The organism is Ottowia thiooxydans DSM 14619 (genome assembly GCF_000422885.1).
GTDB classification, from domain to species: Bacteria; Pseudomonadota; Gammaproteobacteria; order Burkholderiales; family Burkholderiaceae_C; genus Ottowia; species Ottowia thiooxydans.
In genome coordinates this window covers 20,467-44,699 of record NZ_AUGX01000035.1, presented here as the reverse complement: position 1 = coordinate 44,699, position 24,233 = coordinate 20,467, and the positions used below count along the sequence as shown (strand labels likewise).

The 24,233-nt window shown below is 55.9% G+C and carries 21 protein-coding genes; 19 read left to right on the top strand and 2 right to left on the bottom strand.

The features are described 5' to 3' along the window. Positions 1 to 42: 42 nt before the first annotated feature. Both gap and tkt read right to left on the bottom strand, forming a co-directional pair. Positions 43 to 1,044, bottom strand: coding sequence for a type I glyceraldehyde-3-phosphate dehydrogenase (gene gap / locus G518_RS0121335; protein ID WP_028604277.1), 1,002 nt, complete (start codon positions 1,042 to 1,044; stop codon positions 43 to 45). 280 nt (positions 1,045 to 1,324) lie between these two features. Further along, the gene (gene tkt, locus G518_RS0121330) at positions 1,325 to 3,394 is read right to left on the bottom strand and encodes a transketolase (protein ID WP_028604276.1); all 2,070 of its coding nucleotides are present in this window, start codon (positions 3,392 to 3,394) and stop codon (positions 1,325 to 1,327) included. Positions 3,395 to 3,618: 224 nt separating this feature from the next. On the opposite strand from tkt, the gene murU reads away from it, so the two are divergent. The 19 genes from murU to G518_RS0121235 all read left to right on the top strand — a co-directional run bounded on the left by murU (position 3,619) and on the right by G518_RS0121235 (position 24,232). Then, positions 3,619 to 4,392 carry an N-acetylmuramate alpha-1-phosphate uridylyltransferase MurU gene (gene murU / locus G518_RS0121325; RefSeq protein ID WP_281170553.1) on the top strand — a complete coding sequence of 258 codons (774 nt, stop codon included), beginning with the start codon at positions 3,619 to 3,621 and terminating at the stop codon, positions 4,390 to 4,392. A gap of 8 nt (positions 4,393 to 4,400) precedes the next feature. After that, entirely contained in the window at positions 4,401 to 5,798 is a 1,398-nt protein-coding gene (locus tag G518_RS0121320) for an aminopeptidase P N-terminal domain-containing protein (protein WP_036595547.1), read from the top strand. A gap of 9 nt (positions 5,799 to 5,807) precedes the next feature. Beyond that, on the top strand, positions 5,808 to 6,839 hold the full coding sequence (gene galE, locus G518_RS0121315) for a UDP-glucose 4-epimerase GalE (RefSeq protein ID WP_028604273.1): 1,032 nt from the start codon (positions 5,808 to 5,810) through the stop codon (positions 6,837 to 6,839). 79 nt (positions 6,840 to 6,918) lie between these two features. After that, a complete protein-coding gene (locus tag G518_RS0121310; RefSeq protein WP_028604272.1) occupies positions 6,919 to 7,596 on the top strand; it encodes a helix-turn-helix transcriptional regulator in 678 nt (225 codons plus the stop codon). Continuing rightward, positions 7,593 to 8,129 carry a DUF6036 family nucleotidyltransferase gene (locus G518_RS0121305; protein WP_028604271.1) on the top strand — a complete coding sequence of 179 codons (537 nt, stop codon included), beginning with the start codon at positions 7,593 to 7,595 and terminating at the stop codon, positions 8,127 to 8,129. Before G518_RS0121310 ends, G518_RS0121305 begins: the two co-directional genes overlap by 4 nt. Positions 8,130 to 8,473: 344 nt before the next feature. Next, positions 8,474 to 9,805: a nucleotide sugar dehydrogenase gene (locus tag G518_RS0121300; RefSeq protein WP_051237199.1), complete on the top strand. Its 1,332-nt coding sequence runs from the start codon at positions 8,474 to 8,476 to the stop codon at positions 9,803 to 9,805. Then, positions 9,789 to 11,789: an acyltransferase family protein gene (locus G518_RS36230; protein ID WP_051237198.1), complete on the top strand. Its 2,001-nt coding sequence runs from the start codon at positions 9,789 to 9,791 to the stop codon at positions 11,787 to 11,789. Before G518_RS0121300 ends, G518_RS36230 begins: the two co-directional genes overlap by 17 nt. A 69-nt stretch (positions 11,790 to 11,858) precedes the next feature. Further along, the gene (locus G518_RS38690) at positions 11,859 to 12,521 is read left to right on the top strand and encodes a class I SAM-dependent methyltransferase (protein ID WP_169457983.1); all 663 of its coding nucleotides are present in this window, start codon (positions 11,859 to 11,861) and stop codon (positions 12,519 to 12,521) included. 162 nt (positions 12,522 to 12,683) lie between these two features. Continuing rightward, positions 12,684 to 14,432, top strand: a complete 1,749-nt coding sequence (locus G518_RS36220; protein WP_051237194.1) for an ABC transporter ATP-binding protein — start codon at positions 12,684 to 12,686, stop codon at positions 14,430 to 14,432. Next, positions 14,425 to 15,426 (top strand): UDP-N-acetylglucosamine 4,6-dehydratase (inverting), encoded by a 1,002-nt coding sequence (pseB, locus tag G518_RS0121280; RefSeq protein WP_028604269.1) that lies wholly within the window; start codon positions 14,425 to 14,427, stop codon positions 15,424 to 15,426. The genes G518_RS36220 and pseB overlap by 8 nt, the downstream gene beginning before the upstream one ends. 3 nt (positions 15,427 to 15,429) lie before the next feature. After that, a complete protein-coding gene (pseC, locus tag G518_RS0121275; protein WP_028604268.1) occupies positions 15,430 to 16,590 on the top strand; it encodes a UDP-4-amino-4,6-dideoxy-N-acetyl-beta-L-altrosamine transaminase in 1,161 nt (386 codons plus the stop codon). Beyond that, positions 16,587 to 17,285, top strand: coding sequence for a pseudaminic acid cytidylyltransferase (gene pseF, locus G518_RS0121270; protein WP_028604267.1), 699 nt, complete (start codon positions 16,587 to 16,589; stop codon positions 17,283 to 17,285). Before pseC ends, pseF begins: the two co-directional genes overlap by 4 nt. Then, positions 17,282 to 18,622: an NAD(P)-binding protein gene (locus G518_RS0121265; RefSeq protein ID WP_028604266.1), complete on the top strand. Its 1,341-nt coding sequence runs from the start codon at positions 17,282 to 17,284 to the stop codon at positions 18,620 to 18,622. The genes pseF and G518_RS0121265 overlap by 4 nt, the downstream gene beginning before the upstream one ends. A 95-nt stretch (positions 18,623 to 18,717) precedes the next feature. Further along, positions 18,718 to 19,620, top strand: coding sequence for a hypothetical protein (locus G518_RS0121260; protein WP_156909489.1), 903 nt, complete (start codon positions 18,718 to 18,720; stop codon positions 19,618 to 19,620). After that, complete coding sequence (locus G518_RS0121255) at positions 19,617 to 20,228, top strand: methyltransferase domain-containing protein (protein WP_051237192.1); 612 nt, start codon at positions 19,617 to 19,619, stop codon at positions 20,226 to 20,228. Before G518_RS0121260 ends, G518_RS0121255 begins: the two co-directional genes overlap by 4 nt. Before the next feature lie 7 nt (positions 20,229 to 20,235). Then, positions 20,236 to 21,297: a putative sugar O-methyltransferase gene (locus G518_RS0121250; protein ID WP_028604263.1), complete on the top strand. Its 1,062-nt coding sequence runs from the start codon at positions 20,236 to 20,238 to the stop codon at positions 21,295 to 21,297. A gap of 19 nt (positions 21,298 to 21,316) precedes the next feature. Continuing rightward, positions 21,317 to 22,042: a WbqC family protein gene (locus G518_RS0121245; RefSeq protein ID WP_028604262.1), complete on the top strand. Its 726-nt coding sequence runs from the start codon at positions 21,317 to 21,319 to the stop codon at positions 22,040 to 22,042. A 28-nt stretch (positions 22,043 to 22,070) separates the two neighbouring features. After that, positions 22,071 to 23,123 (top strand): pseudaminic acid synthase, encoded by a 1,053-nt coding sequence (gene pseI / locus G518_RS0121240; RefSeq protein WP_028604261.1) that lies wholly within the window; start codon positions 22,071 to 22,073, stop codon positions 23,121 to 23,123. Next, entirely contained in the window at positions 23,120 to 24,232 is a 1,113-nt protein-coding gene (locus G518_RS0121235) for a hypothetical protein (protein WP_028604260.1), read from the top strand. Before pseI ends, G518_RS0121235 begins: the two co-directional genes overlap by 4 nt. The last annotated feature ends 1 nt before the right edge of the window (position 24,233 follow it).

Genomic DNA, 24,233 nt, shown 5'->3' with positions numbered 1-24,233 from the left:
TTGCATCTAAGGCAACAGTCCGTGCCAGCGCCCCTTGCCTGATTACTTCTTGCTAACCACGCGCACCATGTCGAGACAGCGGTTGGAGTAACCCCATTCGTTGTCGTACCAGCTCACCAGCTTGACGAAGGTGGAGTCCAAAGCGATGCTGGCTTCAGCATCAAAAATGGAGCTGCGAGCATCGCCGCGGAAGTCGGTTGCGACCACTTTATCTTCGGTGTAACCGAGGATACCCTTCATTTTGCCTTCGCTCTGAGCCTTCAATTCGGCGCAGATTTCGGCGTAAGTAGCGGGTTTTTCCAACTCTACAGTCAGATCCACCACCGAGACATCAGAGGTAGGCACGCGGAATGACATGCCGGTGAGCTTGCCCTTCAAGTCAGGCAATACCACGCCCACCGCCTTGGCCGCGCCGGTGCTCGAAGGAATGATGTTTTCCAGAATGCCGCGGCCGCCGCGCCAATCCTTGTTGCTAGGACCATCCACGGTTTTTTGCGTGGCAGTGGCCGCGTGAACTGTAGTCATCAGACCACGCTTGATGCCCCATTTGTCATGGAGTACCTTGGCGAGAGGCGCCAGGCAGTTGGTGGTGCAGCTGGCATTGCTGATGATGGGCTCGCCTGCGTATTTGGCGCAGTTGACACCATGCACAAACATGGGGGTGTCGTCCTTGGAAGGAGCAGACATGATGACCTTTTTGGCACCGGCATCAATGTGTTTTTGTGCGGTTTCCTTGGTCAGGAAAAGACCTGTGGATTCAATGACGATATCGGCACCCACTTCTGCCCATTTCAGAGCAGATGGATCTCTTTCGGCTGTGAGGCGGATTTTCTTGCCGTTAACGACCAGGGTATTGCCTTCCACCTTGATTTCGCCATCAAAGCGGCCATGCACGCTGTCATATTGCAGCATGTAGGCAAGGTAGTCTGGCTCCAACAGATCGTTGATGCCCACGACCTCGATGTCAGAGAAGTTTTTCACCGCAGCACGAAACACCATGCGCCCGATGCGGCCGAAGCCGTTGATGCCGATCTTGATGGTCATTGATTTTCCTCTTTGCTAGTTAACTGGTCTTACTACCTTTCCCTCAGGGAAAGGGTGGGATTCGTCTCACTGCCCATTCCTAAGGAAAAGGGCCGATTTTTCATACCCCTCTCTCTCAGGAAAGGGCGAGCTTTGTCTTACTCCCTCTCCCCCTGGGAGAGGGTTGGGCGGGGCCGGCCAACCGGTGAGGGCAGGCAGCGCCACCTGCATACGCCGCTCCCCCTCACGCCGCAGCCGGCCGCCCCTGCCCTCTCCCGCAAGCGGGAGAGGGAGTTCTAATTCAGCGGCGCAACACAGCCCGCACCGTATCCGCCACATTCTCAGGCGTGAAGCCAAAATATTCGAACAATTCAGGAGCCGGAGCAGATTCGCCGTAGCGATCAATGCCGACCACCGCAGCGCAGCCATACTTCCACCAGCCGTCCGTCACACCCATTTCCACCGCAACGCGGGGCAGAGCAGCAGGCAAAACCGATTTTTTGTATGCCAGGCTCTGGCGATCAAACGCATTGGTGCTTGGCATGGACACCACGCGCACCGCAATTTTCCGCGCCGCCAGAAGCTGCTGCGCCTTGAGCGCGAGCTGAACTTCCGAGCCGGTGGCAATCAGCACGGCCTGAGGCTTTTTCTTCAGCCCCACATCCGCGGGCTCGCTCAGCACATAGGCGCCGCGGCTGATGTCACCTAAATCACGTTTGGGCGCATAAGGCAGGTTTTGACGGCTAAGCAGCAGCGCAGACGGGCGATCGCGGTTTTCCAGCGCCACAGCCCAGGCAATAGCGGTTTCAGCCGTGTCCGCTGGCCGCCAGACATCCAGGCCCGGGATCAGGCGCAAGCTGGCGGCGTGTTCAATGCTTTGGTGCGTGGGGCCGTCTTCGCCCAAACCAATGCTGTCGTGGGTGAACACATGCACCACGCGTTGCTTCATCAGCGCGGCCATGCGCAGGGCATTGCGGCTGTAATCGCTGAAGGTCAGGAAGGTGCCACCGTAGGGAATGTAGCCACCGTGCAGCGCCAAACCGTTCATGATTGCAGCCATGCCGAATTCGCGCACACCGTAATTGATGTGAAAGCGCGCACCAATGGCCGGTGCAGCCGCGCCCCCGGTGGTTTCCGCAGCAGGTGCTTCTGGCAGCACCACGCTGCCATTGTTCGCAAAGCGCAACGGCGTAGTGGAGGCAGTGTTGGTCAGGTTGGAGCCTGTGAGATCCGCACTACCGCCGATCAGCTCCGGCAGCGCCGCAGTGAAGGCTTCCAGTGCAATCTGGCTGGCCTTGCGGCTGGCAACCGTTTCAGACTTCTTATGCGCCTCAATAGCGGCATCCACCGCCACCTGCGCAAAATCCTTAGGCAATTCGCCGGCCATACGGCGTTTGAAATCAGCCGCCAGGCGAGGATACGCCTCGGCGTAAGCAGCCATGCGGGCATCCCACTCAGCCTCGTTTTGAGCGCCAGCGGCCTTGGCGTCCCAATCGCTGTAAACCTCTGCCGGAATCTCGAACGGGCCGTAAGGCCAGCCGAGCGACTCCCGCGTCAACGCGATTTCACTCGCACCCAGGGGCTCTCCGTGGGCCTTGGCAGTGTCCTGGCGGTTAGGTGAGCCTTTGCCGATGCTGGTTTTGCAAATGATCAGCGTGGGCTTGTCTGTATTTCTTTTGGCTTTGGCAATGGCGGCATCCAGGGCTTGCACGTCATGGCCGTTAACCGGGCCAATCACGTTCCACTGGTAGGCGCGAAAGCGCTCAGCCGTGTTATCCACGAACCAGGGCGCTACCTTGCCATCGATGCTGATGCCGTTGTCGTCATACAACACGACCAGCTTATTCAGCTTCCAGGCGCCCGCCAAGGCGCACGCTTCGTGGCTGATGCCTTCCATCAGGCAGCCATCGCCGATGAATGCGTAAGTGTGGTGGTCAACCAGGGTATGGCGGTCGCGGTTGAATTCCGCCGCCAACAGTTTTTCTGCCAGCGCCATGCCCACTGCATTGGCAATCCCTTGCCCGAGCGGGCCGGTGGTGGTCTCCACGCCGGGGGTGATGCCATGCTCAGGGTGGCCAGCCGTCTTGCTGTGCAACTTGCGGAAATTCTTCAATTCCTCCAGCGGCAGCTCGTAGCCCGTGAGGTGCAGCAGCGCGTAGAGCAGCATCGAGGCATGCCCATTGGAGAGCACGAAGCGATCACGATCCATCCACTGCGGGTTGGTCGGGTTGTGCTTGAGATGCCGACCCCAAAGGGCGACGGCCATATCTGCCATGCCCATGGGGGCGCCGGGATGCCCGGAGTTGGCTTGTTGAACGGCGTCCATGGCCAGGGCGCGGATGGCGTTGGCCATGAGAGATGCATTTGCCATGCGAATAAACTCCGGGGGAATAGCGGACAAGAAGTGGCGAAACACTCGCGACACGAGCGTGCCTTCTTCCCGATTTTACCGGCCGCGGCAACCGCACCTCCGGTCAATCCGTAATACAGTGTCGCCATGCCCGCGCTTTGCCCTGGATTTTCACCTTATCTTGTCCTTCTGGGGACAGGTAGAAATGAAGGCAAAAAGCGCCACCAAGCAGGGAGAGAGCCCTTATGAGACTCGGCACACCACCCGTCCCCACGGTGCGCGCCATGATCCTCGCCGCAGGCCGCGGCGAGCGCATGAGGCCGCTCACAGACCACACCCCCAAGCCACTGCTCGAAGTGGGCGGCAAGCCATTGATGCAATGGCCCCTGGAAGCCCTCCTGCGGGCTGGCCTGACGGATATCGTCATCAATACCGCCTGGCTGGGCGAACAGATTGAAGAGCGCTTCGGCTCCTTGGCAAGGCTGGATTCAGACCGCGCCACCCTCCGCTACTCAGCGGAAGAGCGCGACTTTGGCTACGCCCTCGAAACCGCTGGCGGCATTGCAAGGGCCCTGCCCTTGCTGGCATCGCACGAAAACGACGTGTTCTGGGCCATCGCAGGTGATGTGTTCACCCCTGAATTCACCTTCGCCCGCGAAACCGCGGAGCGCTTTTCCATCAGCGGCAAGCTGGCCCACCTCTGGTTGGTTCCCAATCCTTCCCACAAGGCCAAAGGCGATTTCGCCATAGACCCCGCCGGCCTGGCACTCAATGAGGCGCCTGCCGGCGGTGAGCTTCACACCTTCAGCGCCATTGCCCTGTACCGACGCCAGCTTTTTGAGCCGCCGTGGTGCACCATCCTCACCGGCAACCCCCAAGGCACCGCCGCTCCGCTCGCTCCCCTGCTGCGCAGCGCCATCCAAGCTGGTCACGTCAGCGCCGAGCTCTACCGCGGCCCCTGGACTGACGTAGGCACTCCCGAAAGACTGGCCCAGCTCAACGCTCAATTTGAACAATAAGTACCCAAATGACACCCTACGCTCAACGCCGTGCCCGCTTCGCCGCCGAAATGACCCGCCTAGGCGGGTCGGATGCCATTGCCATCATTCCCACCGCACCGGCCCAAGCGCGCAATCGCGATACCGACTTCCTCTATCGCCATGACAGCTATTCCTACTACCTGACGGGCTTTACTGAGCCAGAGGCATGGCTGGTGGTCACCGGTGATGGCCGCAGCACCTTGTTCTGCCAGCCGAAAGACCTGGAACGCGAGATCTGGGATGGCATTCGCCTAGGCCCGGAAGCAGCACCGGCCACGCTGGGCGTAGATGCGGCGTACTCTGTGGCCGAGCTGGACCAGCAGCTCCCCAAGCTGCTGGAAAACAAAGCCACCGTATGGTTTCCCTTTGCCATCCACGCCGGGCTTGAAACCCGCATCGATGGATGGTTGCAAAAAGTGCGTTCGCGCGTCCGTTACGGCGCTCTGGCCCCTGGTGTTCAGCGCGATGCCTGCGCCATTCTTGATGAGATGCGCCTTTTCAAGGATGCGCACGAGCAAGACATCATGCGCCGCGCCTCCCAGATCAGCGCCGGCGCCCATATCCGCGCCATGCAGCGCTCAGCCGCCATGCTCCGTGCGGGTCAGGACGTGCGTGAATACCACCTCGACGCCGAACTCCTGCACGAGTTCCGCCTGCATGGCTCGCAATGTCCCGCCTATGGCAGCATCGTCGCCGCCGGCGCCAATGCCTGCGTTCTGCACTACCGGGCAGACGCCGCGCCCATCCATGATGGCGAGCTGGTACTGATAGACGCCGGCTGCGAACTCGACGGCTACGCTAGTGACATCACCCGCACCTTCCCCGCCAACGGCAAGTTCAGCGGCCCGCAGCGGGCCCTGTACGACCTGGTGCTGGCCAGCCAGGACGCCGCCGTGGCAGCCACTCGTCCAGGCGCCCGATTCACCGATCCCCATGAAGCCACCGTCAAAGTACTGACGCAGGGCATGTTTGATTTGGGGCTGCTGAACAAAGACCAGCACGGCACCGTTGAAGACGCCATCGCCCACCGCGCGTACTTTGCCTATTACATGCACCGCACTGGCCACTGGCTGGGGATGGACGTGCATGACTGCGGCAGCTATGTAGAGCCCACAGAGGTCGGCCAGGTCAGCGAGCGCAAAGACCCCCTTTCAGGCGAAACCATCAAAGACCGCCCCAGCCGCATCCTGCGCCCAGGCATGGTGCTCACCATAGAGCCGGGAATCTACGTGCGGCCTGGCCCAGGCGTGCCCAAGGAGTTCTGGAACATTGGCATCCGGATCGAGGACGACGCCATCGTGAACGAAGGCGGCTGCGAATTGATCACGCGCGGGGTGCCGGTGGATCCAGTGGAGATTGAGGCGGTGATGAGAGACGCTTCGTAGGACACATCAATGCACGTGCTCGTTACTGGCGGAGCTGGCTACATCGGCTCGCACACTTGCCTAAGCCTGCTGGAAAGCGGCATGGATGTCACCGTCATTGACAATTTTTGCAACAGCTCTCCCGAGGCATTGCAACGCGTTCAGTCACTTACGGGCCGCAGCATCCGGGTCATAGAGGCAGATGTCCGGGATGCCGAAGCCCTTGAAACGGTGTTTTCCGGGCCACGCATAGATGCCGTTATTCATTTTGCGGGGCTTAAAGCCGTGGGCGAGTCTGTTGCCAAGCCCATGCTTTACTACGACAACAACGTAGCGGGCACCTTTACGCTGCTGCAAGCCATGCAGCGCGCCAACGTCAGCACGCTGGTGTTTTCATCTTCCGCCACCGTCTACGGAGACCCCGCGCCCGAACACCTTCCGCTGAAGGAAACAGCTCCGTGCGGCATCACCCATAGCCCTTACGCCACCAGCAAATGGACAGTGGAGCGGTGCTTGGCCGATCTGCATGCTGCTCAGCCCGAGTGGCGAATTGCCCGCCTTCGCTACTTCAACCCGGTAGGGGCTCACTCCAGCGGCCGAATTGGTGAGAACCCCAGCGGCACCCCCAACAACCTGATGCCGTTCGTCAGTCAAGTAGCCTGCGGCGCCCGCCCCAAGCTTTCGATCTTCGGCGACGACTACCCCACGCATGACGGTACCGGCGTGCGCGATTACATCCATGTGATGGACCTGGCCGAAGGCCATGTAGCCACGCTGAAGTATCTGGCGTCTCACCCCCAGGGTGAGCTGCTCACCCTCAACTTGGGAACAGGCCAGGGATGCTCTGTTTTAGATGTCGTTAAAACATTTGAAACCGCCAGCGGCCGCCCGGTGCCCTACGAAATCGTGCCCCGCCGGCCGGGAGATGTACCCGCCTACTACGCCGACCCATCTCAGGCACAAAAGTTGTTGCACTGGCGTGCCACGCGCAGCTTGCGCGATATGTGCGCTGATACCTGGCGCTGGCAAGCAGCCAACCCCCAGGGCTACGATCACCGATGAGTCCTGTCTCGTAACACGGCTCATAAAACTGAGCATTATTTAAAACATTACCGGGTGTTTTGGTTAAAATAATGCCCAAATGATCACTGTCGATCGCAATCTCGTACTTCAACGGCAATTACTGCTCCAGTTGGGTGATCGCCTTAAAAGGCTTCGCAAAGCTCAAGCACTGGGAACTGTGGAGGTGGCAGCACGCGCCGGAATCACCCGCAACACTTTGCGTGCCATTGAGAACGGTGATCCCTCGCCATCCATGGGCAACTATGTGCGCGTCATGTCGGTATTGGGCATTAGCGGCGATCTGGCGCTTCTGGCCGGCGACACTTTTCAACCGGCGCCTGCAGGCTCCGCCGCAGCGCTATCTCGCCGCGCGCCACCCATCGTGCAAATCCATGTCACCGCGAGCCAGGCCACGCACCAGCTTCAGGATCTGCAAAGCCTGGCCCTCCACGAGGAAGCCGTGCGATTGGCCAAAATTTCGCCCGGGCTGGTGAATCAAGCACAAGAGACCCTTCAACGCTGGCTGGCACAGGGAGACTCTCGATCTGCCATCTTATGGCACGAATGGGAAAACATACTTAAGACAGGCGCTTGGCGCAAGGTACTGGGGCCCACTAGGCGCGCCCAACAATTGCGGCAATCATCGCCTCTCGTCACTATTCTTCCCGACGCAGTGCGCCAGCAGATCCTGCTGCAAGTAAGCGAGCTAAAGAACGGCATTGATATCAGCGGTGGCGCCGGCAACGAGACATCATGACGCTAGAGGAGTTGGAACACATCATTCGCGCCAGCGCGGACATCACGGATCAGTACGAATTCGTCATCGTTGGAAGTCAGGCAATACTCGGCTCTATACCCAAGCCAGAGCAGGTGTTTACTGTCTCCATGGAAGCCGATATTTACCCTCTCGAAGCACCTCAATTAGCAGACAAGATTGAAGGAGCCATTGGCGAGGGTTCGCAGTTTCATCAGACGTTTGGCTACTACGCGCAAGGCGTCGGCCCCGAAACCGCCCTACTCCCATCCGGCTGGATGCAACGCCTGCACCGCATCCAAAACAGCAACACCCGAGATCGTATTGGCTACTGCCTCGACATTCTTGACTTGTTCCTCGCCAAAGCGGCCGCAGGACGAGAAAAAGATCGCGATTTTTGCACTGGACTGATCGAGCACGGTTATGTGAACCTTGAATCTGTCCTCAAGGAAGTTTCGGCGATGCCATTAGACGAAAAGAGACAACGAACACTACGCGCAACGATTCGTCGATGGGCCAAAGCGGTGGGGAAATGAGCACACCCTGTTCGGAAGGCCACGCTCATCCTTCCATTAACTGAACCACCGCCGGCACATTCGTCAGATCTATATCAAGCCGTTCTGATGGCGAGTCTGATCGAAAGAGACACCTCGCCACACCAGTCACCCCCCAAGCAGACACATAGCTCGTGCCTTGAATGGAAGGAGTGAGTTAGTCAAAGGCAACATCAGGCAGCACATTTCAAGCAAAGTGCACAGGACGCTTCGTCGAAGCTGCCTAAAGGTAACAAAATACCAAGTCCCGAGGCTACATTAGCGAATAGCCGGTGGGAAGCCCTGCAGGCCTGCATTCACGCGCGCCCTAATCCTTCTTCTCACCTATGCCTGCTGACATCGCAACGACCGACACCCTTGCCACTCTGCAGGCACGCATCTCCAGCGGACAAGCCATCGTGGGCATCTACGGCCTGGGCTACGTAGGCCTGCCACTGGCCCTGCGCTTTGCTGAAGTGGGCTTGAAAGTCATTGGCTTCGATATTGATCAGCGCAAGGTGGAAATGCTCAATGCCGGGCAAAGCTACATAGAGCGCCTGACACCAGAGTACATACAGGCCGCCGCTCAGCAAGGCTTCGAAGCCACCACAGATTTCGCCCGCACAGTCGAGGCAGACGCCCTCATTATCTGCGTGCCCACGCCGCTGAACGCCCACCGCGAACCGGATCTGAGCTTCATCGTCAATACCATCGAGGCCGCGCTTCCCCATATGCGTGCAGGCCAGATCGTGAGCCTGGAAAGCACCACCTGGCCAGGCACCACAGATGAAGTGTTAGCCCCCCGCCTTCGCCAGCGCGGCCTGAACCCTGGCGAAAACTGCGCCCTGGTGTTCTCCCCTGAACGCGAAGATCCCGGCAATCCACACTACGGCACCAAGGACATCCCCAAGGTCATAGGCGGTAGCACCCCGAGTTGCCTCGCTTTAGGGTCAGCTCTGTACCAGCACGCCATACAAACGATGGTGCCCGTCAGCAGTACCCGCGCGGCAGAAATGACCAAGCTGCTGGAGAACATTCACCGCAGCGTGAACATCGGCCTGGTCAACGAGATGAAGATCGTGGCCGACAAAATGGGCATCAACATCCATGAAGTCATAGAGGCTGCAGCCACCAAGCCCTTCGGCTTTGTAGCCTACAAGCCCGGCCCAGGCCTTGGCGGACATTGCATCCCCATTGATCCGTTCTACCTCACCTGGAAAGCCCGGGAATACGGCGTGAACACCCGTTTCATCGAACTGGCGGGAGAAATCAACCACTACATGCCGCACTGGGTGGTAGGCAAAGTGGCAGACGCACTCAATGACCGGGGCAAGGCCGTCAAAGGTAGCCGCATTCTTGTGCTGGGGCTGGCCTATAAAAAGAACATTGACGACACACGCGAATCGCCCGCAGTGGAAATCATGGACCTGCTCCAGACCAAGGGCGCTCACATCGAATACAGCGACCCCCACGTACCGGTGTTTCCGCGCAAGCGCGATTACCACTTCGACTTGCAGTCAGTGCCGCTGAACGCCCAAACACTCCCGAGTTATGACTGCGTAGTACTGGCAACTGATCACGATGGGTTTGATTATGCGCTGGTGCAAAACCATGCCTCGCTGATCGTCGACACTCGCGGACGCTTGAAAGGCGAACACAGCAATGTCGTCGCTGCCTGACATTCAGGCGCGGCCAGACTCATCCTATCCGGCTCCATCTTTTCGCCCGGATATTGAAGGGCTGCGGGCCATTGCAGTCCTGCTGGTGATCGGCGCTCATTTCGCCATTCCGGGCATGTCCGCAGGTTTCATTGGCGTAGATATTTTCTTTGTCATTTCGGGCTACCTGATCACCAGCATTCTGGTTCACGAGCAGGAAAGTACCGGAAAAATTGCCCTGGCGCGGTTCTACGCAAACCGGCTGAGGAGGTTGTTTCCCGCCTTGGCAACTATGCTGGTCGTCAGCAGCGCGTTAGCGTGCAAGCTGCTTCCTGAAGCGCAGAACCTGGCTCACAGCGAAGCCGCAGCCATGGCCACGCTATGGGTCAGCAATATCTATTTCGCGTTTGCCGACGTGGATTACTTCGCTTCAGAAACCAGTAGCAACGCATTTCTGCACACTTGGTCCTTGGGCGTGGAAGAGCAGTTCTACCTCGTCTGGCCACTACTTATTCTCGTGGCAGCCCGGCTGGCAAAAGGCGCAAATCTAAGAGGGCAGGTGCGCCTGTTCACAGGAGTTGCCATCGTTTCCTTGGCAGCCAGCCTCATGGCCTCGTACACCTACCCCGTGCTTGGCTTCTACATGATGCCCACTCGGGCTTGGCAGTTTGCTGCAGGCGCACTGGTTTGGATGCTTTCGCGCCAGCAGGCCTCCCGCCCGCCCCAGACCACTTTGCTGAGTTGGAGTGGCGCTGCTCTATTGTTCGCCGCTTTGGTGGTGATCAAGCCTGACACAGCCTACCCTGGGCTGCTGGCACTGCTCCCTACCCTAGGAGCCAGCGCCTTGCTTTTAGCGGGCACTGGCCAAACAACTCAAACAGGTCCGCGAACCGCACTGCCCGGAGCCTTTCTTGCACTGCCGCCAATGCAGGCCATCGGGAGGATCTCGTACGCCTGGTACCTGTGGCACTGGCCCATCCTCATCATCGGTGAATACCTGCTGCCTATCAAAGGCGACATCCGCAACACGGTGCTGGCTATCGGGGTGTCGTTGTTGGCAGCCATATTGACCCATCATCTAGTCGAAAATCCTGTTCGATATGGGCGCTCAGCGCGAATTCAAAACAAATGGCAAATTGCACTTGCGCTGTTTGCCATGGTCATTCTCAATTCGCAGTTGCTCCGATGGAACACCCATACGGAAAAGTTGTTGGCCAGCACCAAAAATGATGTCTACGCAAAAGCTGCGGCAGACATCCCCGTCATCTATCAGCACAATTGCGACGACTGGTACCAGAGCGCAGAGCTTAAACCGTGCGTATACGGAAAAAATGACGCGCCAAAAACTGCGGTACTTCTAGGCGACAGCATCGGGGCGCAATGGTTTCCCACATTGACTGAGATGCACGACCCAGAGCAATGGAAAATCATCGTCCTTACTAAATCTTCATGCCCTATGGTGGACGAGCCCTTCTTCTACCAACGCATCGGGAGAGAGTACACCGAGTGCTCCGAATGGCGTCACAAGGCCGTCGAATGGATGCAAAGCCAGAAAGTAGATCGCCTTTTCGTGGGTAGCGCGGCTTCCAATGGATTCACGGATAAGCAATGGACTGATGGAACACGCCGGTTTTTAAAAAGCCTGGCTCCGGCCACCAAAGCGATATATTTGATTGAAGCCAATCCCAGGTTGGGCTTCCATGGACCTAGCTGCTTGAGCAAGTACCAACCTCAAGCGATCGACGAACACGCCTGTCAGGGAACTTCAAACGACACCGCGTATGCCCATGTCGCCACTCTGCTGAAGGCCGTAACCGACGAACCAGCGCTCAAAACCTTCTGGATAGGCACCAGTAACTTCGTGTGCCCAGGGGGACGGTGCCAAGCCATCCAGGGGAAGGTGGTCGTATTCCGGGATTCTCAGCACCTGACTGGCTCTTTCGCAGCCTCGGCTGCGCCTTACTTTCTGCAGCAAGTTCAGCAATACGAGCGTTCCTCGCAATAGATCATGGGCATACTGCTATCTTTTCTTCAAAGGTTTTTTCGCCGAACGCCGCTGCATCCTCAATGGCTATTGAACGATACCAAGCAAGTTGCCGCTTGGGTCAAATCTCACGCGACGGGCACCGTACTGGACATTGGTTGCGCCAATCGCTGGATTGAACGGCACCTTGTCAGCGGAACTCGATACATCGGTTTGGACTATTGGGAAACGGGTAAAAACCTATACGAAGCACGCCCTGATATTTTTGCTGACGCAGCATGCCTTCCAATGGCGGCACAAAGTTGCGACACCGTGATCCTTCTTGAAGTACTCGAACACATCAAGACTCCGCAGGAGGCCTTGCAAGAAACATCCCGAGTACTGCGCCCCGGTGGGCATCTGCTGCTCAGCATGCCCTTTCTGTATCCCATTCATGACGCGCCTCACGATTACCAACGCCTGACCAAGCATGGTCTGGAACGCGACCTGGCAAACGCAGGCCTGGAAATCGTCTCAATAGAACAAAAACAAAGCTCCTTGGAGTCTGCTGCGGTGCTCGCATGCCTTGCTTTAGGCGGAGCCACTGTCCAATCACTGAGACAGCGAAAGGCAAGCGTTGTATTTATACCGGTACTTTTGATATTGATCGCCCTCGTCAATATCCTGGGTTGGACAGCCGCACGCATCTTCCCCAACTGGGCGGCCTTGACAACTGGCTATAGACTCTTGGCACGCAAAGCCGCCACACCCTAGAAGATTAATCGTCCATAAGCGGATACATCACTTCCTCTTTCAACCCTCAAATGCACGTTGACAACACCCCCTTGATAGATGCGGTTTCGCGTAGGAGGGACAGTGACCGGCTTATGAGTGACTCGGATGACATGCTGAGTTCAAGCGCAATGCGTTTTCATCATGCGTGAAACGCTCAAGAAAGTTTGGGCGCTTTTTGCGCCAGCTGAACAGCGCAAGGCCATTTGGATGCTGCTGCTGGTCATTCTCATGGCGATGGCGGAAACAGCCGGTGTACTGTCCATCGTGCCGTTTCTCTCCGTACTGGCACGTCCCGCCATCGTGCATGAGAACCGCTGGCTCAGTAGTCTCTACGAAGCACTTGGCTTCGCCCATGAACCCTCCTTCATCGTAGCCCTGGGCTTGACGACCATGGCGGTCGTCATCGCATCGTCCACGTTCAAGGCCCTCACGTTTCATGTAGTAGGCCGCTTTGTTCACATGCAGCGGCAATCGCTGGGAGTGCGTCTACTGTCCACCTACCTCCGGCAGCCCTACGAATTCTTTCTAGCGCGCAACTCGTCCGAGTTGACCAAGAGTGTCCTGTCCGAAGTGGACCAGCTCATTTTTGACCTGTTGCAGCCTCTATTTATGCTGATTGCCCAGGGGACTGTCGTAGTTGCTATGGTCGTGCTGGTGTTTGCCTACGATCCATGGATGGCCATATGCATCGTAGCCGCAGTGGGCCTCCTCTATGGTGCAATTTACCTGCTGGTGCGTCAGCGCCTATCACGCATCGGTTCAGCGCGGCAAATGGCCAATACCGCGCGCTACAAAAGTTGCAGTGAAGTTCTTGGCGGCATCAAGGATGTCAAGATCACCCATGCGACCGATGCCTATCTGACGCGCTTCTCTCATGCCTCACGGGAATTCTCGCGGCACTCGGCCACGGCCGAAACTCTGAGTCAATCTCCGCTGTATATCGTCGAGGCTGTGGGATATACCGGCTTAATCCTCATCGCGTTGGTGCTGTTGTGGCGCTCTGGTGACATGGCTCAAGTGCTGCCTGCGTTGGGGCTGTACGGATTCGCCGCCTACCGTCTTCTGCCCGCAGTGCAAATCATGTACCGTGGACTGGCGCGGCTGCGTTTTTCCTCGGCCACGCTGGACAATATTCACGAAGACCTTTCCCTCCCACAACCTCCGGTCGCTGACCAGCATAGCCATGCGATCGCCCCACTGCAGGAAATACGGCTACAGGGCATCCTTTATGCCTATCCTTCAGCCCCGGACAAACCTGTGCTCGAAGGGTTCGATCTTGTTATTCCTGCCAACACCAGCGTGGGCATTGCCGGCAGAAGTGGAGCCGGTAAAAGCACGCTCATGGATATTCTTCTTGGCCTGCTTCAGCCTCAGGCCGGAACACTGTCCGTGGATGGCATCCCTATAGTGCACAGCAATGTGGCGGCGTGGCAGCGAGCCATTGGCTACGTGCCTCAGCACATATACCTCGCGGATGCCAGCGTGGCAGAAAACATCGCATTTGGTGTGCCGAAGCATCGAATCGACATGCAGGCCGTGCAACGAGCTGCCCGCACCGCCCAAATACATGACTTTATCGAGCGAGAATTAGCTGAGGGCTATGGCTCCGTGGTGGGGGATCGAGGCATCCGCCTGTCCGGCGGCCAACGCCAGCGCATTGGCATTGCCCGAGCTCTCTACCATGACCCTGCAGTGCTATTCATGGACGAAGCAACCAGTGCTCTAGACACTGACACCGAAGAAGCGCTGAATGCAGCCATTCGCAACTTGTCCGGAAGCAAAACCATTCTGGTAATCGCACACCGGGAAGCTTCGCTCAGGGCTTGCGATACCGTTATATCGATGGGTGCACCCACCGAAGAACCGAGAGAAACTAATACACATGTTTGATGACTCATCCATCCTGATTACAGGAGGCACGGGATCGTTTGGCCACAAGTACGTCAAGACTTTGCTCGAGAAGTACAAGCCTCGCCGAGTGATCGTCTATTCACGAGACGAGCTCAAACAATATGAAATGCAGCAGCGTTTCTTCGCTCCAGCTATGCGCTACTTCATAGGCGACGTACGCGACAAGGACAGGTTGGTGCAGGCCATGCGCGGAGTCGACTATGTGATCCATGCTGCAGCCCTGAAGCAGGTTCCTGCCGCCGAATACAACCCCATGGAGTGCATCAAAACCAACATTTATGGTGCTGAGCATGTCGTTCACGCGGCGCTCGCTAACAACGTCAAGAAGGTAATAGCTTTGTCCACTGATAAGGCTGCTAACCCTATCAATCTGTATGGAGCAACCAAGCTGGCCTCCGACAAACTGTTTGTGGCAGCGAACAACCTGGCCGGCGGATATGACACCTCATTCGCGGTTGTACGTTACGGTAACGTGGTGGGCTCCCGCGGGTCAGTATTGCCCTATTTCCGTAGTTTGCTGGATTCGGGGGCAACCCACCTGCCTATTACTGACGTCAATATGACGCGGTTCTGGATTTCGCTGCAACAAGGCGTGGACTTCGTGCTGCGCAACTTCCAACGCATGAGCGGCGGTGAGATCTTCGTTCCCAAAATACCGTCCATCCGCATTACCGAACTGGCGCAAGCTGTCGCCCCGGATCTTCCGTATAAGGTCATCGGAATTCGTCCCGGGGAAAAGCTACATGAAACCATGTGCCCTTCCGATGACTCACGATTGACTTTGGAATTTGATGATCACTACGTCATTCAGCCATCGATCACATTCACTAGTCGGGGTAATAATTTTGGTGTGAATGGCCTTGGTGAACAGGGTCGGGATGTAGCACCGGGATTCCAATATGAATCCGGTACCAACCCGCATTTCCTTGACGTCCCGGGTATTGCCGAGTTCAACCGCCTTGCAGAGGAGTAAGCCGTGATCCCTTACGGTCGCCAGGAGATATTGCAAGCTGATATCGACGCGGTTGTCGAAGTACTACGTTCCGATTTTTTGACCCAAGGGCCCATGGTGCCTCGGTTCGAAAAGACCGTGTCTGATTATTGTGGTGTGCCCCATGCCATCGCGGTTAACAGCGCAACATCGGCTCTTCACATTGCATGCTTGGCGTTAGACCTAGGGCCTGGGGACTGGTTATGGACCAGCCCGATTACTTTTCTCGCATCCGCAAACTGTGGGTTGTACTGCGGTGCCAAAGTGGATTTTGTCGACATCGACCCACGCACTTACAACTTGTGTCCGATTGCGCTAGAAAGCAAGCTCCAAGAAGCCGAGCGCACCGGCCGCCTACCCAAGATAGTGGTACCCGTTCATCTTTGCGGCCAGCCGTGCGATATGCCCGCAATACGCGGCCTCGCCACGCGGTATGGCTTCAAAATCATCGAAGACGCATCTCACGCCATCGGGGGGCGCTATCTTGACCGCCCCATAGGCAATTGTGAGTTCAGCGACATCACGGTGTTCAGCTTCCATCCCGTAAAGATAGTCACGTCCGCTGAAGGCGGCATGGCACTCACTCGAGACCCGGTGCTTGCCAACCGTCTGGCACGCCTACGCAGTCATGGAATGACTCGCGACCCTGCGGAAATGACTCATGCGCCCGACGGCCCCTGGTACTACCAGCAGATCGAATTGGGCTACAACTATCGCATGACAGAGTTGCAAGGCGCACTAGGTTGCAGTCAGATGCAACGGCTTGATACTTACGTCGCGGGCCGCCATGAACTTGCTCGCCGTTATGACGAATTACTCGCCCACCTACCACTCACGCTCCCTTGGCAGCACCCGGACGGCTACTCGGGCCTGCACTTGTACGTGGTCCGGCTCCAGCTCAACCATATATCGAGAACGCACCGCGAAATATTCGAAGCGCTGCGAGCAGCAGGCATTGGCGTCAATTTGCACTATATCCCGCTGCATACCCAGCCCTACTACGAGCGCATGGGATTCAAAGCTGGTGACTATCCCCAGGCCGAGCACTACTACTCAGAAGCCATCAGCCTGCCCATGTACTCAGGGTTGAGCCAGGCACAGCAGGATCAAGTGGTCGCAGCGCTCTCCGCCGCCTTGAACGTATGAGGCTCGCCATCATTCCCGCCCGTGGAGGCAGCAAGCGCATTCCGCGTAAAAACATCAAGCTCTTTTGCGGCAAGCCCATGCTGGCTTGGTCCATCGAAGCTGCCCGGAGCAGCGGATGCTTCGACCGCATAATCGTGAGCACCGACGATGCTGAGATTGCGGCTATAGCTCAACAATGCGGCGCAGAAGTGCCATTCACTCGCTCGCCAGCATTGTCTGACGACCATACGGGTGTAACCGCAGTTATTGCCCACGCCATTGCCTGGATGAATGCGAATGGCCCAGAGCAAGTTGCACTTGCATGCTGCATCTATGCAACGGCTCCCTTTGTATCGGCAACTGATCTCCGAAGAGGCCTCGATACTCTCGTTCAAGAGAATTGTGATTACGCCCTCGCCGTCACTAGCTTTCCGTTCCCCATCCAGAGAGCCATCCGTCTCACCGCAAACCGGCGCATCGAGATGTTTAGTCCCGAGTACTTCACCACTCGCTCGCAAGATCTCGAAGAAGCTTGGCACGACGCTGGTCAGTTTTGCTGGGGCAAGGCGTCAGCTTGGTTGACGAACATGCCTGTATTCGCTCAGGGCGCCTCACCGGTAATTCTGCCCCGCCATCGGGTGCAGGACATAGACACGCCAGAGGATTGGCACCGGGCGGAAGTCATGTTTCAACTACTTGCCCGGGAAACCCAATGACAACCGCCATAGTAGCTGGCGGCGGCATTGCGGGGCTTCTATCCGCCAAACTCCTCGCGCGCCAATATGACCAAGTGCTGCTCGTCGAACGCGACGCAAACTGCGGTGGCTTGTTGGGTTCGATTTCCAACGATGATGGAATAGCTTTCGACCACGGCGCCCATATCCTCAGTGACACTGGCTTGGCAGAGATTGACTCCCTGCTGTACGGTGATCTGAGCGAAGAGAAGTGGCACACTTTCCGTATGCTGCGTGCTGGTAACTGGTTCGTTGGTGCGATGAACCGAAACAGCCCTTTCCCCGATGCGCGCCGCGTGGGGGAAAACGCCTTACGCAAGGCCCTGGCGGAAATTGCCGCAGCCCCAATTGCACGACACGAAACGGCCCCAACGACTCTGGCCGAATCGCTGGAGCGCCGCTTTGGGACAACGCTAGCGTCTTTGGTTGCCGGACCGACGATCCGCAAGCAGCTCGGTGTGGCCCCCGGGCAACTACACCCACTTACGCCCTTTGTGATTCGCCGAATAATCTGTGCAGATGCAGAGGAAACCCGTCGCCTAAAGCAAGATTCGCGCTTCTCGGAGCCGCTGGCTTTCGCATCTTATGAGGAAGGCGTCGGCTCGACGCGTCATCGCTATCCACGTACCGGCGGTATCGGCCAATGGGTAGATGGCTTTGTCCAAGGCCTGCGACGTGACGGTGTGGAAATTGCCTGTGGCCGCACCATCGCCGCCGTAACGCACGACGGAGGAAAAATTACCTCGATTTCGCTGGACGACGGGCGCACCGTCTCGTGTTCCATGCTGACATGGACATTACCCCCGGCCCTGCTCTTACGTGCAGCAAACATACCCTTTGAAGGCCGCCCACCACTATCGAGACCCATCGGGCTCTTTCACCTAGTGTTTGATGAGCCGTTTCAGGACCCGAACTATCACGTCACCTGTTACGACGAATCGCTGCGTATATTCCGGGTTACGTTGTATCCCAATTTGCGCGGTCAACCACTACAAGCCCCCTACAACTGCACCATAGAAGTTATTGGTGACACCCATACAGACTTCCAGGCCCTGCTTCCGCAGGTTGTACAAGAGCTGAAGCTTATGGGTATTGTTCCATCGCCTGCAACACTACTTTCCAGCATGGTCAGCGTCGTGCCCATAGGATTTCCAGCGACCACACACGCATTCATGGATTCCATGGGCAACCAAACTGAATTGGCAGAAAACCATTTGCGCAATGCCCTGCTTGTAGGGCGAGCGCGTTGTCCGCCATTCTTCACCACAGATGTTTTGACGGACGTTTTTCAGTCCATCAAAGCTTTCTCCCGTGTATGAAGAACGCTCAGCGAATTTTATTCCGCTGTGACGGCGGCCAGACGCAGGGTTTAGGACACCTGTCCCGTTGCATCTCTCTGGCTCGCAGCCTGAGTATGGAAACGCCGCACACGCAAGTCACGTTTTGGGGGCACTACGATACGCTCGCCACTCAACTACTGACCCAATACGGTCTGGCCACACTAGCCCTTCCCGTGCCCCCCATGGACGCAAGCGGCATCGCACGCACCCGTGAGGTCTGTACGAGTTTTGATGTTCTGATGTTGGACAGCTATGACACCCAACAGAGCTACATTGACGGGCTCAAACACTCCACTTGTCGGCTTGCACTAATAGACGACGACCAACGCCGCGATCTCAGCGGGGCCGATATGGTCATCTGCTTTCGAGTTGGTTCGGAAAATCTAGACTACGGCGCACGACACCAATTACTTGGTCCGACGTACCTTCCTGTCAAACCCGAACTCTACGCCTTGCGAAACCATAACCTCGCTTTGGAAGAGAATCGACCTATCGAACAAATCCTGGTGTTTTTGTCTGGTGGCAGCATCGGTACAAAACATCTCCAATCGGTACTTCAGGCACTCGATTTTCCAGGGATGCAAGTTTCATATTTAGCGCCGAGCGAACTGCCTTTCATGGCGTCAAGTCGTGCCAAGTACATACCATTCACGCCAGCGATCGAGTCAGTATATGCACAGTCCGACTTCGTGATCTCCGGCGGCGGGCTCACCAAATACGAATGTGCGTACGCCGGCATCACCAATGCTTGCCTCTCTTTGACTGATCTGCAAGATCAGGACACCCGGGAAATGGCAGCTCAAGGCTTTACGCTTGATCTCGGCCCCGCGGATAGTGCAGAGCTCAGTCGCTTAAGGCGACAAATTCATGAATTCATTTCTGACCCAAGAGCTTTGAGCGCCCAGCGCAGAGCTTTTGCGTCCAAGCTAGATGCCGAAGGCCCGCGTCGCGTTGCCCAAGCCCTTTCTATCCTATGAACCCGCTTCAACAACACTATCAAAACCTGTTTCAGGCCCATGGTGACTCAGCTCAGGCGGTGCAATACACCGACTCGCCATCTCAGTTCCGCCGTTTTCAGGTGCTGCGTGAGGTAGCCCCTGAACTAGGCTCAGTGGTCGATCTGGGGTGTGGATTAGGTCACTTTCGCGACCACCTCCGAGCGACCGGATTCTCTGGCCACTATCTTGGGCTGGATTTTGTACAAGACTTTGTCGACTATGGCAATGCCAAGCATGCCGATGATTCACTCACCTCCTTTCAGCACTGCGATCTGCTCGGTGACGACTATCCCAAAGGTCATGACACCTACGTCGTCTGCGGCGTCTTTAATAACAAGAGGCCCGACAATGCTGGGTTCATGCAAACAGTCATTGAGAAGGCGTTTGCGGCTGCGAATCGGTATGTGGCCTTTAACGCGATGTCCACGTACGTAGATTTTGAAGCTTCAGATCTTTACTACACGGATCCACGCGAAGTATTCGACTACTGCAAGAGAAATTTAACGCGTCGTGTGAGCCTGCGCCATGAGTATCTTGTGCGCGACGATAGGCCGCCTTTTGAGTACACCATTTACCTTTATAAATGAGTGATGCATGAACCAAACTAATGCGATGCTGGATGTTCTGTTGCGTGACATGGATGCAGCAGATCCGCTATACCGGCCAACCCCTTTCTGGCGAGCTGCCCTGGGTCCATTGGTAGATGAGTTGCGTGGGGATAACCTGCACAGGTTCCGTTCGCTCCCCGGGCCGCTGTCATTTTTCGTGCCCACCTACGGGTTTGCGGGGTACCACGTTAATCCTCAGCATTTTGACGTGTTACGCGATGCGCTGGACAGCATGCAACTTAGCGACGCTCGCAGTTCCATACACCTTGAGCGCCTGATGTCAGGTGAAGCGCAAGCCGAATCGGACTACCGCACGCTGCTCGCATCCGATACGCCTGGCGCAATTTTTATTGATCGCTTCAGCGAAAGCCGTGTTGCCGATCCCATCGAACAATTTGAGTTCGAAGGCCGCCGCTTCGGGCGCTCTTCGCTGAACTATCTTCTTGGCCTGAGCTTTCTGAAGCGCCACTGCGACCTGTCTACTGTGCGTGCGGTGCTGGAGATTGGAGGCGGATTCGGCTCCCTGGGGGAAATCCTGCTGGCCGATCCGCGCAACGATATTTTCTACATCGATGTAGACATTGCTCCAACCATCGCGTGTGCGCATCACTATCTCGCGGCCATTCACGGCAACGCACTCGTACTGGACTACATGAGTACGCGCACTGCCTCCGAGCTAGACATTGCCCAAATGCGTGCCAGCCACCGCGCAGCCACCCTGGCTTCATGGCAGCTCCCAAAGCTGCAAGGAAAAATTGACCTATTCGTGAACTTCATCTCATTTCAGGAGATGGAGCCTGAGGTGGTGAGAAATTATCTGTCTCAAGTCACTCGACTTGGGCCTCAGTTCATACTTTTACGCAATATCCTCGAAGGCAAAGCCAAAGCCACCGCTCCGGGCACAGTAGGCGTCATAGAACCCATCAAGGGTGAGATGTATGACAGCTACCTGGATGCCTACCGACTCTTGGCCCGTAACACCATACCGTTTGGCTATCGCACAGTCGACGGTTTTCACTCTGAATTGCGACTTTACGAACGGCGATGACCTTGTTCGCGACAACTCCATGCGCATTGCCATACTGCAACCCACATTTTTGCCCTGGTTGGGCTGGTTCGACATTGCCGATCAGGTAGATGCGCTGGTCATCCTGGATGATGTGGCATTTTCCAAGCAATCCTGGCAGCAGCGAAACAGGCTACGCACACCAAATGGTTTGGAATACGCCACCGTTCCAGTTCTCTCGGCAGGGCGCTCAGGACAAGCCATTCTCGATGTCGAAATCGCTGACGCACGATTTGCCGGCAAGCTCGAGCGCATGATTTCCGGCAGCTACGCTGGCGCCCCTTATCACAAGGAATTCTTTCCGAGTTTCTGCGAAGCATTGCGTAAAGCCGCTGGCACCGGCCGCCTATCAGATCTCAATCTCGGATTGATTGTGTGGTTCTTCTCGGCCCTCGGGATTTCTACCCGTTGGCAAACCAGCAGTACCTTGCAGGCTGCGGGCAAACGAGGTGAGCATGTGGCTGCCCTGTGTGAACTGGTTGGCGCCAGTGAATATCTGTCGCCTGCGGGCTCTGAAGACTATCTATTGAAAGATCGTGACGCCTTCGACCGACGCAAAATTCAAGTCCAGTTGCATGAGTACACACATCCGCAATATCGCCAGGTATTCCAACCTTTCATCCCATTTGCCAGCGTCCTGGATCTAGTGCTCAACGAGGGCCCGCGTGCGCTGGAGACCATCCGCTCCGGCCGCCGCGCACCGCGTGCGCTAGGCAACGCAGGATAGCCAAGTCTCCAACCGTACGGGAACCAAAATGAAAACACCTGAAATCCGTATCGCGGGTCGCCTTATCGGCACGGCACATCATCCCTACGTGATTGCCGAGATGTCTGCCAACCACAACGGTTCACTGGAACGAGCCCTTCAGCTGATCGAAGCGGCAGCCGAGACCGGTGCGGATGCCGTCAAACTACAGACGTATACAGCGGACACTATCACTCTAGACTGCGATTCGGAGGAATTCCAAATACACGGTGGCCTGTGGGACGGCAAAACACTCCATCAGCTCTATCAGGCCGCCTACACCCCTTGGGAATGGCACAAGCCTCTGTTCAACCGCGCGCGCGAGTTAAATATCACCATCTTCAGTTCCCCGTTCGACAACACCGCCGTCGATCTCCTTGAGGATTTGAATGCTCCGGCCTACAAGATCGCTTCGTTTGAGGCAGTTGACTTGCCGTTGATCAAGTACGTGGCCAGCACGGGCAAGCCGATGATCATTTCGACCGGTATGGCCGATGCTGAGGAAATTCAGGAAGCTATAGATGCCGCAAAGGCAGCCGGCTGTAAAGAGTTGGCCATCCTTCATTGCGTTAGCGGCTACCCTGCTCCAGCCGAAGATTACAACCTTCGCACCATCCCGGACATGATGAACCGCTTCGGATTGGTTACCGGTTTATCGGACCATACCCTGGACAACACAACTGCCATCGCTAGTGTGGTGTTGGGTGCCTCGATCATTGAAAAGCATTTCACGCTAAGTCGTCACGGTGGTGGGCCAGACGACAGTTTTTCGCTCGAGCCGCCTGAACTAACTCAACTTTGTCTAGGTGCAAAAACAGCTTGGCAGTCACTCGGTAAAGTGGACTATGGCTTGAAATCTAGCGAAAAAGGCAATGCCAAGTTTCGCAGATCACTTTATATAGTGAAAAACTTGTCTGCAGGCAGCATCATTACACTTGGTGATATTCAAAGCATTCGCCCAGGCTTCGGACTAGCCCCAAAGCACTTAACCGCAGTGCTAGGACGCCGCGTACTTCGTGAGGTCCATAGAGGAGAGCCAATATCTTGGGACATGATGGAATGAAAAAACTCAACCCATCAGAAGATAAAATTTTCGAAAAATTTAAACGGCATTCCAAATTTTACGAATCCAGCGCAAAAATGGGCGCAGGGAAGATTTTAAATAATTCATTACGCCTCCCTTTTGACACTCCCACGCCACTTAGCTTATCCCATGGCGTTGATTTTGGCCATTGCTTTGAGCCTTTGGATGTTAACTACATTGAGCCAATTCACTGGGCATACAACAAAAATATTCACCGCGAGGCGTCGAAAATAAAACCTTCTATCTGTCTGCCGCACCCCTGGTTATTGCTTTGTGATAATCGAGAGGCCGCTGCGGGAGAAAGAGCGCTCGTAATTTCCCCTCCACCCGGAAAAGAAAATGACAGGCTTCTACTTGAAAAAGTAAGGAAAAACCATGACCTCCGAAATGTCGATATCTTACTGAAGCATAGAGGAGACATTGAGGGATCAATAGATTTTTTTCAAAATAATGGTGTTGGGATAGTCAGCGCAGGAGAAGGCGATGCCGAATTTTACGGCAGACTACTTAATTTACTCTCCAAGTATGAAAAAATCATAACTTGCAATTTCTCTAGCGCAATTATATTCGCCTCATCATTAGGAAAGCCAATAGAATTCATAGAAGACTACAGCTATGAATATTATGATGTTGAAAATATATATAAATTTGTAAATTACGAATCAAAGATAGCCAGGGGTTTTATATTAAATTTCATCGAGGCTTCCGATAAAACAAGAACAACACTATCTAAAAATATTCTTGGCTCTGATTTTTTCGATGATTCGGGTATTATGCAGAAATCATACTTTTCCGCTTTAGAATCGATAGATTTTCCATTTCATCACAAGAAAAACATTCAACCAATTAGAAGATTCATCATGGATTTGGGAGTCAATTCCTCAAGGCGAGGAGTTGTAAGGCTAGGCTCCGGGTTGAATCAGTTCTCCCGTTCAAAAAAGCGAGTGATGCGGATTCGGGTAGACGAGTTATCGGTTTGGAAAAATGGTCCTTCTGCAAAAAATCTGACGTTTGAATTAGAAAAATTTATTCCTGGCGTCACTATTCCCGCAACTGCAGTTTCAAAGTACGAGAAGCCTCTCAAGTAAA

Coding starts and splice junctions, on each gene's coding strand:
- gap (WP_028604277.1), bottom strand. CDS start 1,044: ATGACCATCAAGATCGGCATCAACGGCTTCGGCCGCATCGGGCGCATG.
- tkt (WP_028604276.1), bottom strand. CDS start 3,394: ATGGCAAATGCATCTCTCATGGCCAACGCCATCCGCGCCCTGGCCATG.
- murU (WP_281170553.1), top strand. CDS start 3,619: ATGAGACTCGGCACACCACCCGTCCCCACGGTGCGCGCCATGATCCTC.
- G518_RS0121320 (WP_036595547.1), top strand. CDS start 4,401: ATGACACCCTACGCTCAACGCCGTGCCCGCTTCGCCGCCGAAATGACC.
- galE (WP_028604273.1), top strand. CDS start 5,808: ATGCACGTGCTCGTTACTGGCGGAGCTGGCTACATCGGCTCGCACACT.
- G518_RS0121310 (WP_028604272.1), top strand. CDS start 6,919: ATGATCACTGTCGATCGCAATCTCGTACTTCAACGGCAATTACTGCTC.
- G518_RS0121305 (WP_028604271.1), top strand. CDS start 7,593: ATGACGCTAGAGGAGTTGGAACACATCATTCGCGCCAGCGCGGACATC.
- G518_RS0121300 (WP_051237199.1), top strand. CDS start 8,474: ATGCCTGCTGACATCGCAACGACCGACACCCTTGCCACTCTGCAGGCA.
- G518_RS36230 (WP_051237198.1), top strand. CDS start 9,789: ATGTCGTCGCTGCCTGACATTCAGGCGCGGCCAGACTCATCCTATCCG.
- G518_RS36220 (WP_051237194.1), top strand. CDS start 12,684: ATGCGTGAAACGCTCAAGAAAGTTTGGGCGCTTTTTGCGCCAGCTGAA.
- pseB (WP_028604269.1), top strand. CDS start 14,425: ATGTTTGATGACTCATCCATCCTGATTACAGGAGGCACGGGATCGTTT.
- pseF (WP_028604267.1), top strand. CDS start 16,587: ATGAGGCTCGCCATCATTCCCGCCCGTGGAGGCAGCAAGCGCATTCCG.
- G518_RS0121265 (WP_028604266.1), top strand. CDS start 17,282: ATGACAACCGCCATAGTAGCTGGCGGCGGCATTGCGGGGCTTCTATCC.
- G518_RS0121260 (WP_156909489.1), top strand. CDS start 18,718: ATGGAAACGCCGCACACGCAAGTCACGTTTTGGGGGCACTACGATACG.
- G518_RS0121255 (WP_051237192.1), top strand. CDS start 19,617: ATGAACCCGCTTCAACAACACTATCAAAACCTGTTTCAGGCCCATGGT.
- G518_RS0121250 (WP_028604263.1), top strand. CDS start 20,236: ATGAACCAAACTAATGCGATGCTGGATGTTCTGTTGCGTGACATGGAT.
- G518_RS0121245 (WP_028604262.1), top strand. CDS start 21,317: ATGCGCATTGCCATACTGCAACCCACATTTTTGCCCTGGTTGGGCTGG.
- pseI (WP_028604261.1), top strand. CDS start 22,071: ATGAAAACACCTGAAATCCGTATCGCGGGTCGCCTTATCGGCACGGCA.
- G518_RS0121235 (WP_028604260.1), top strand. CDS start 23,120: ATGAAAAAACTCAACCCATCAGAAGATAAAATTTTCGAAAAATTTAAA.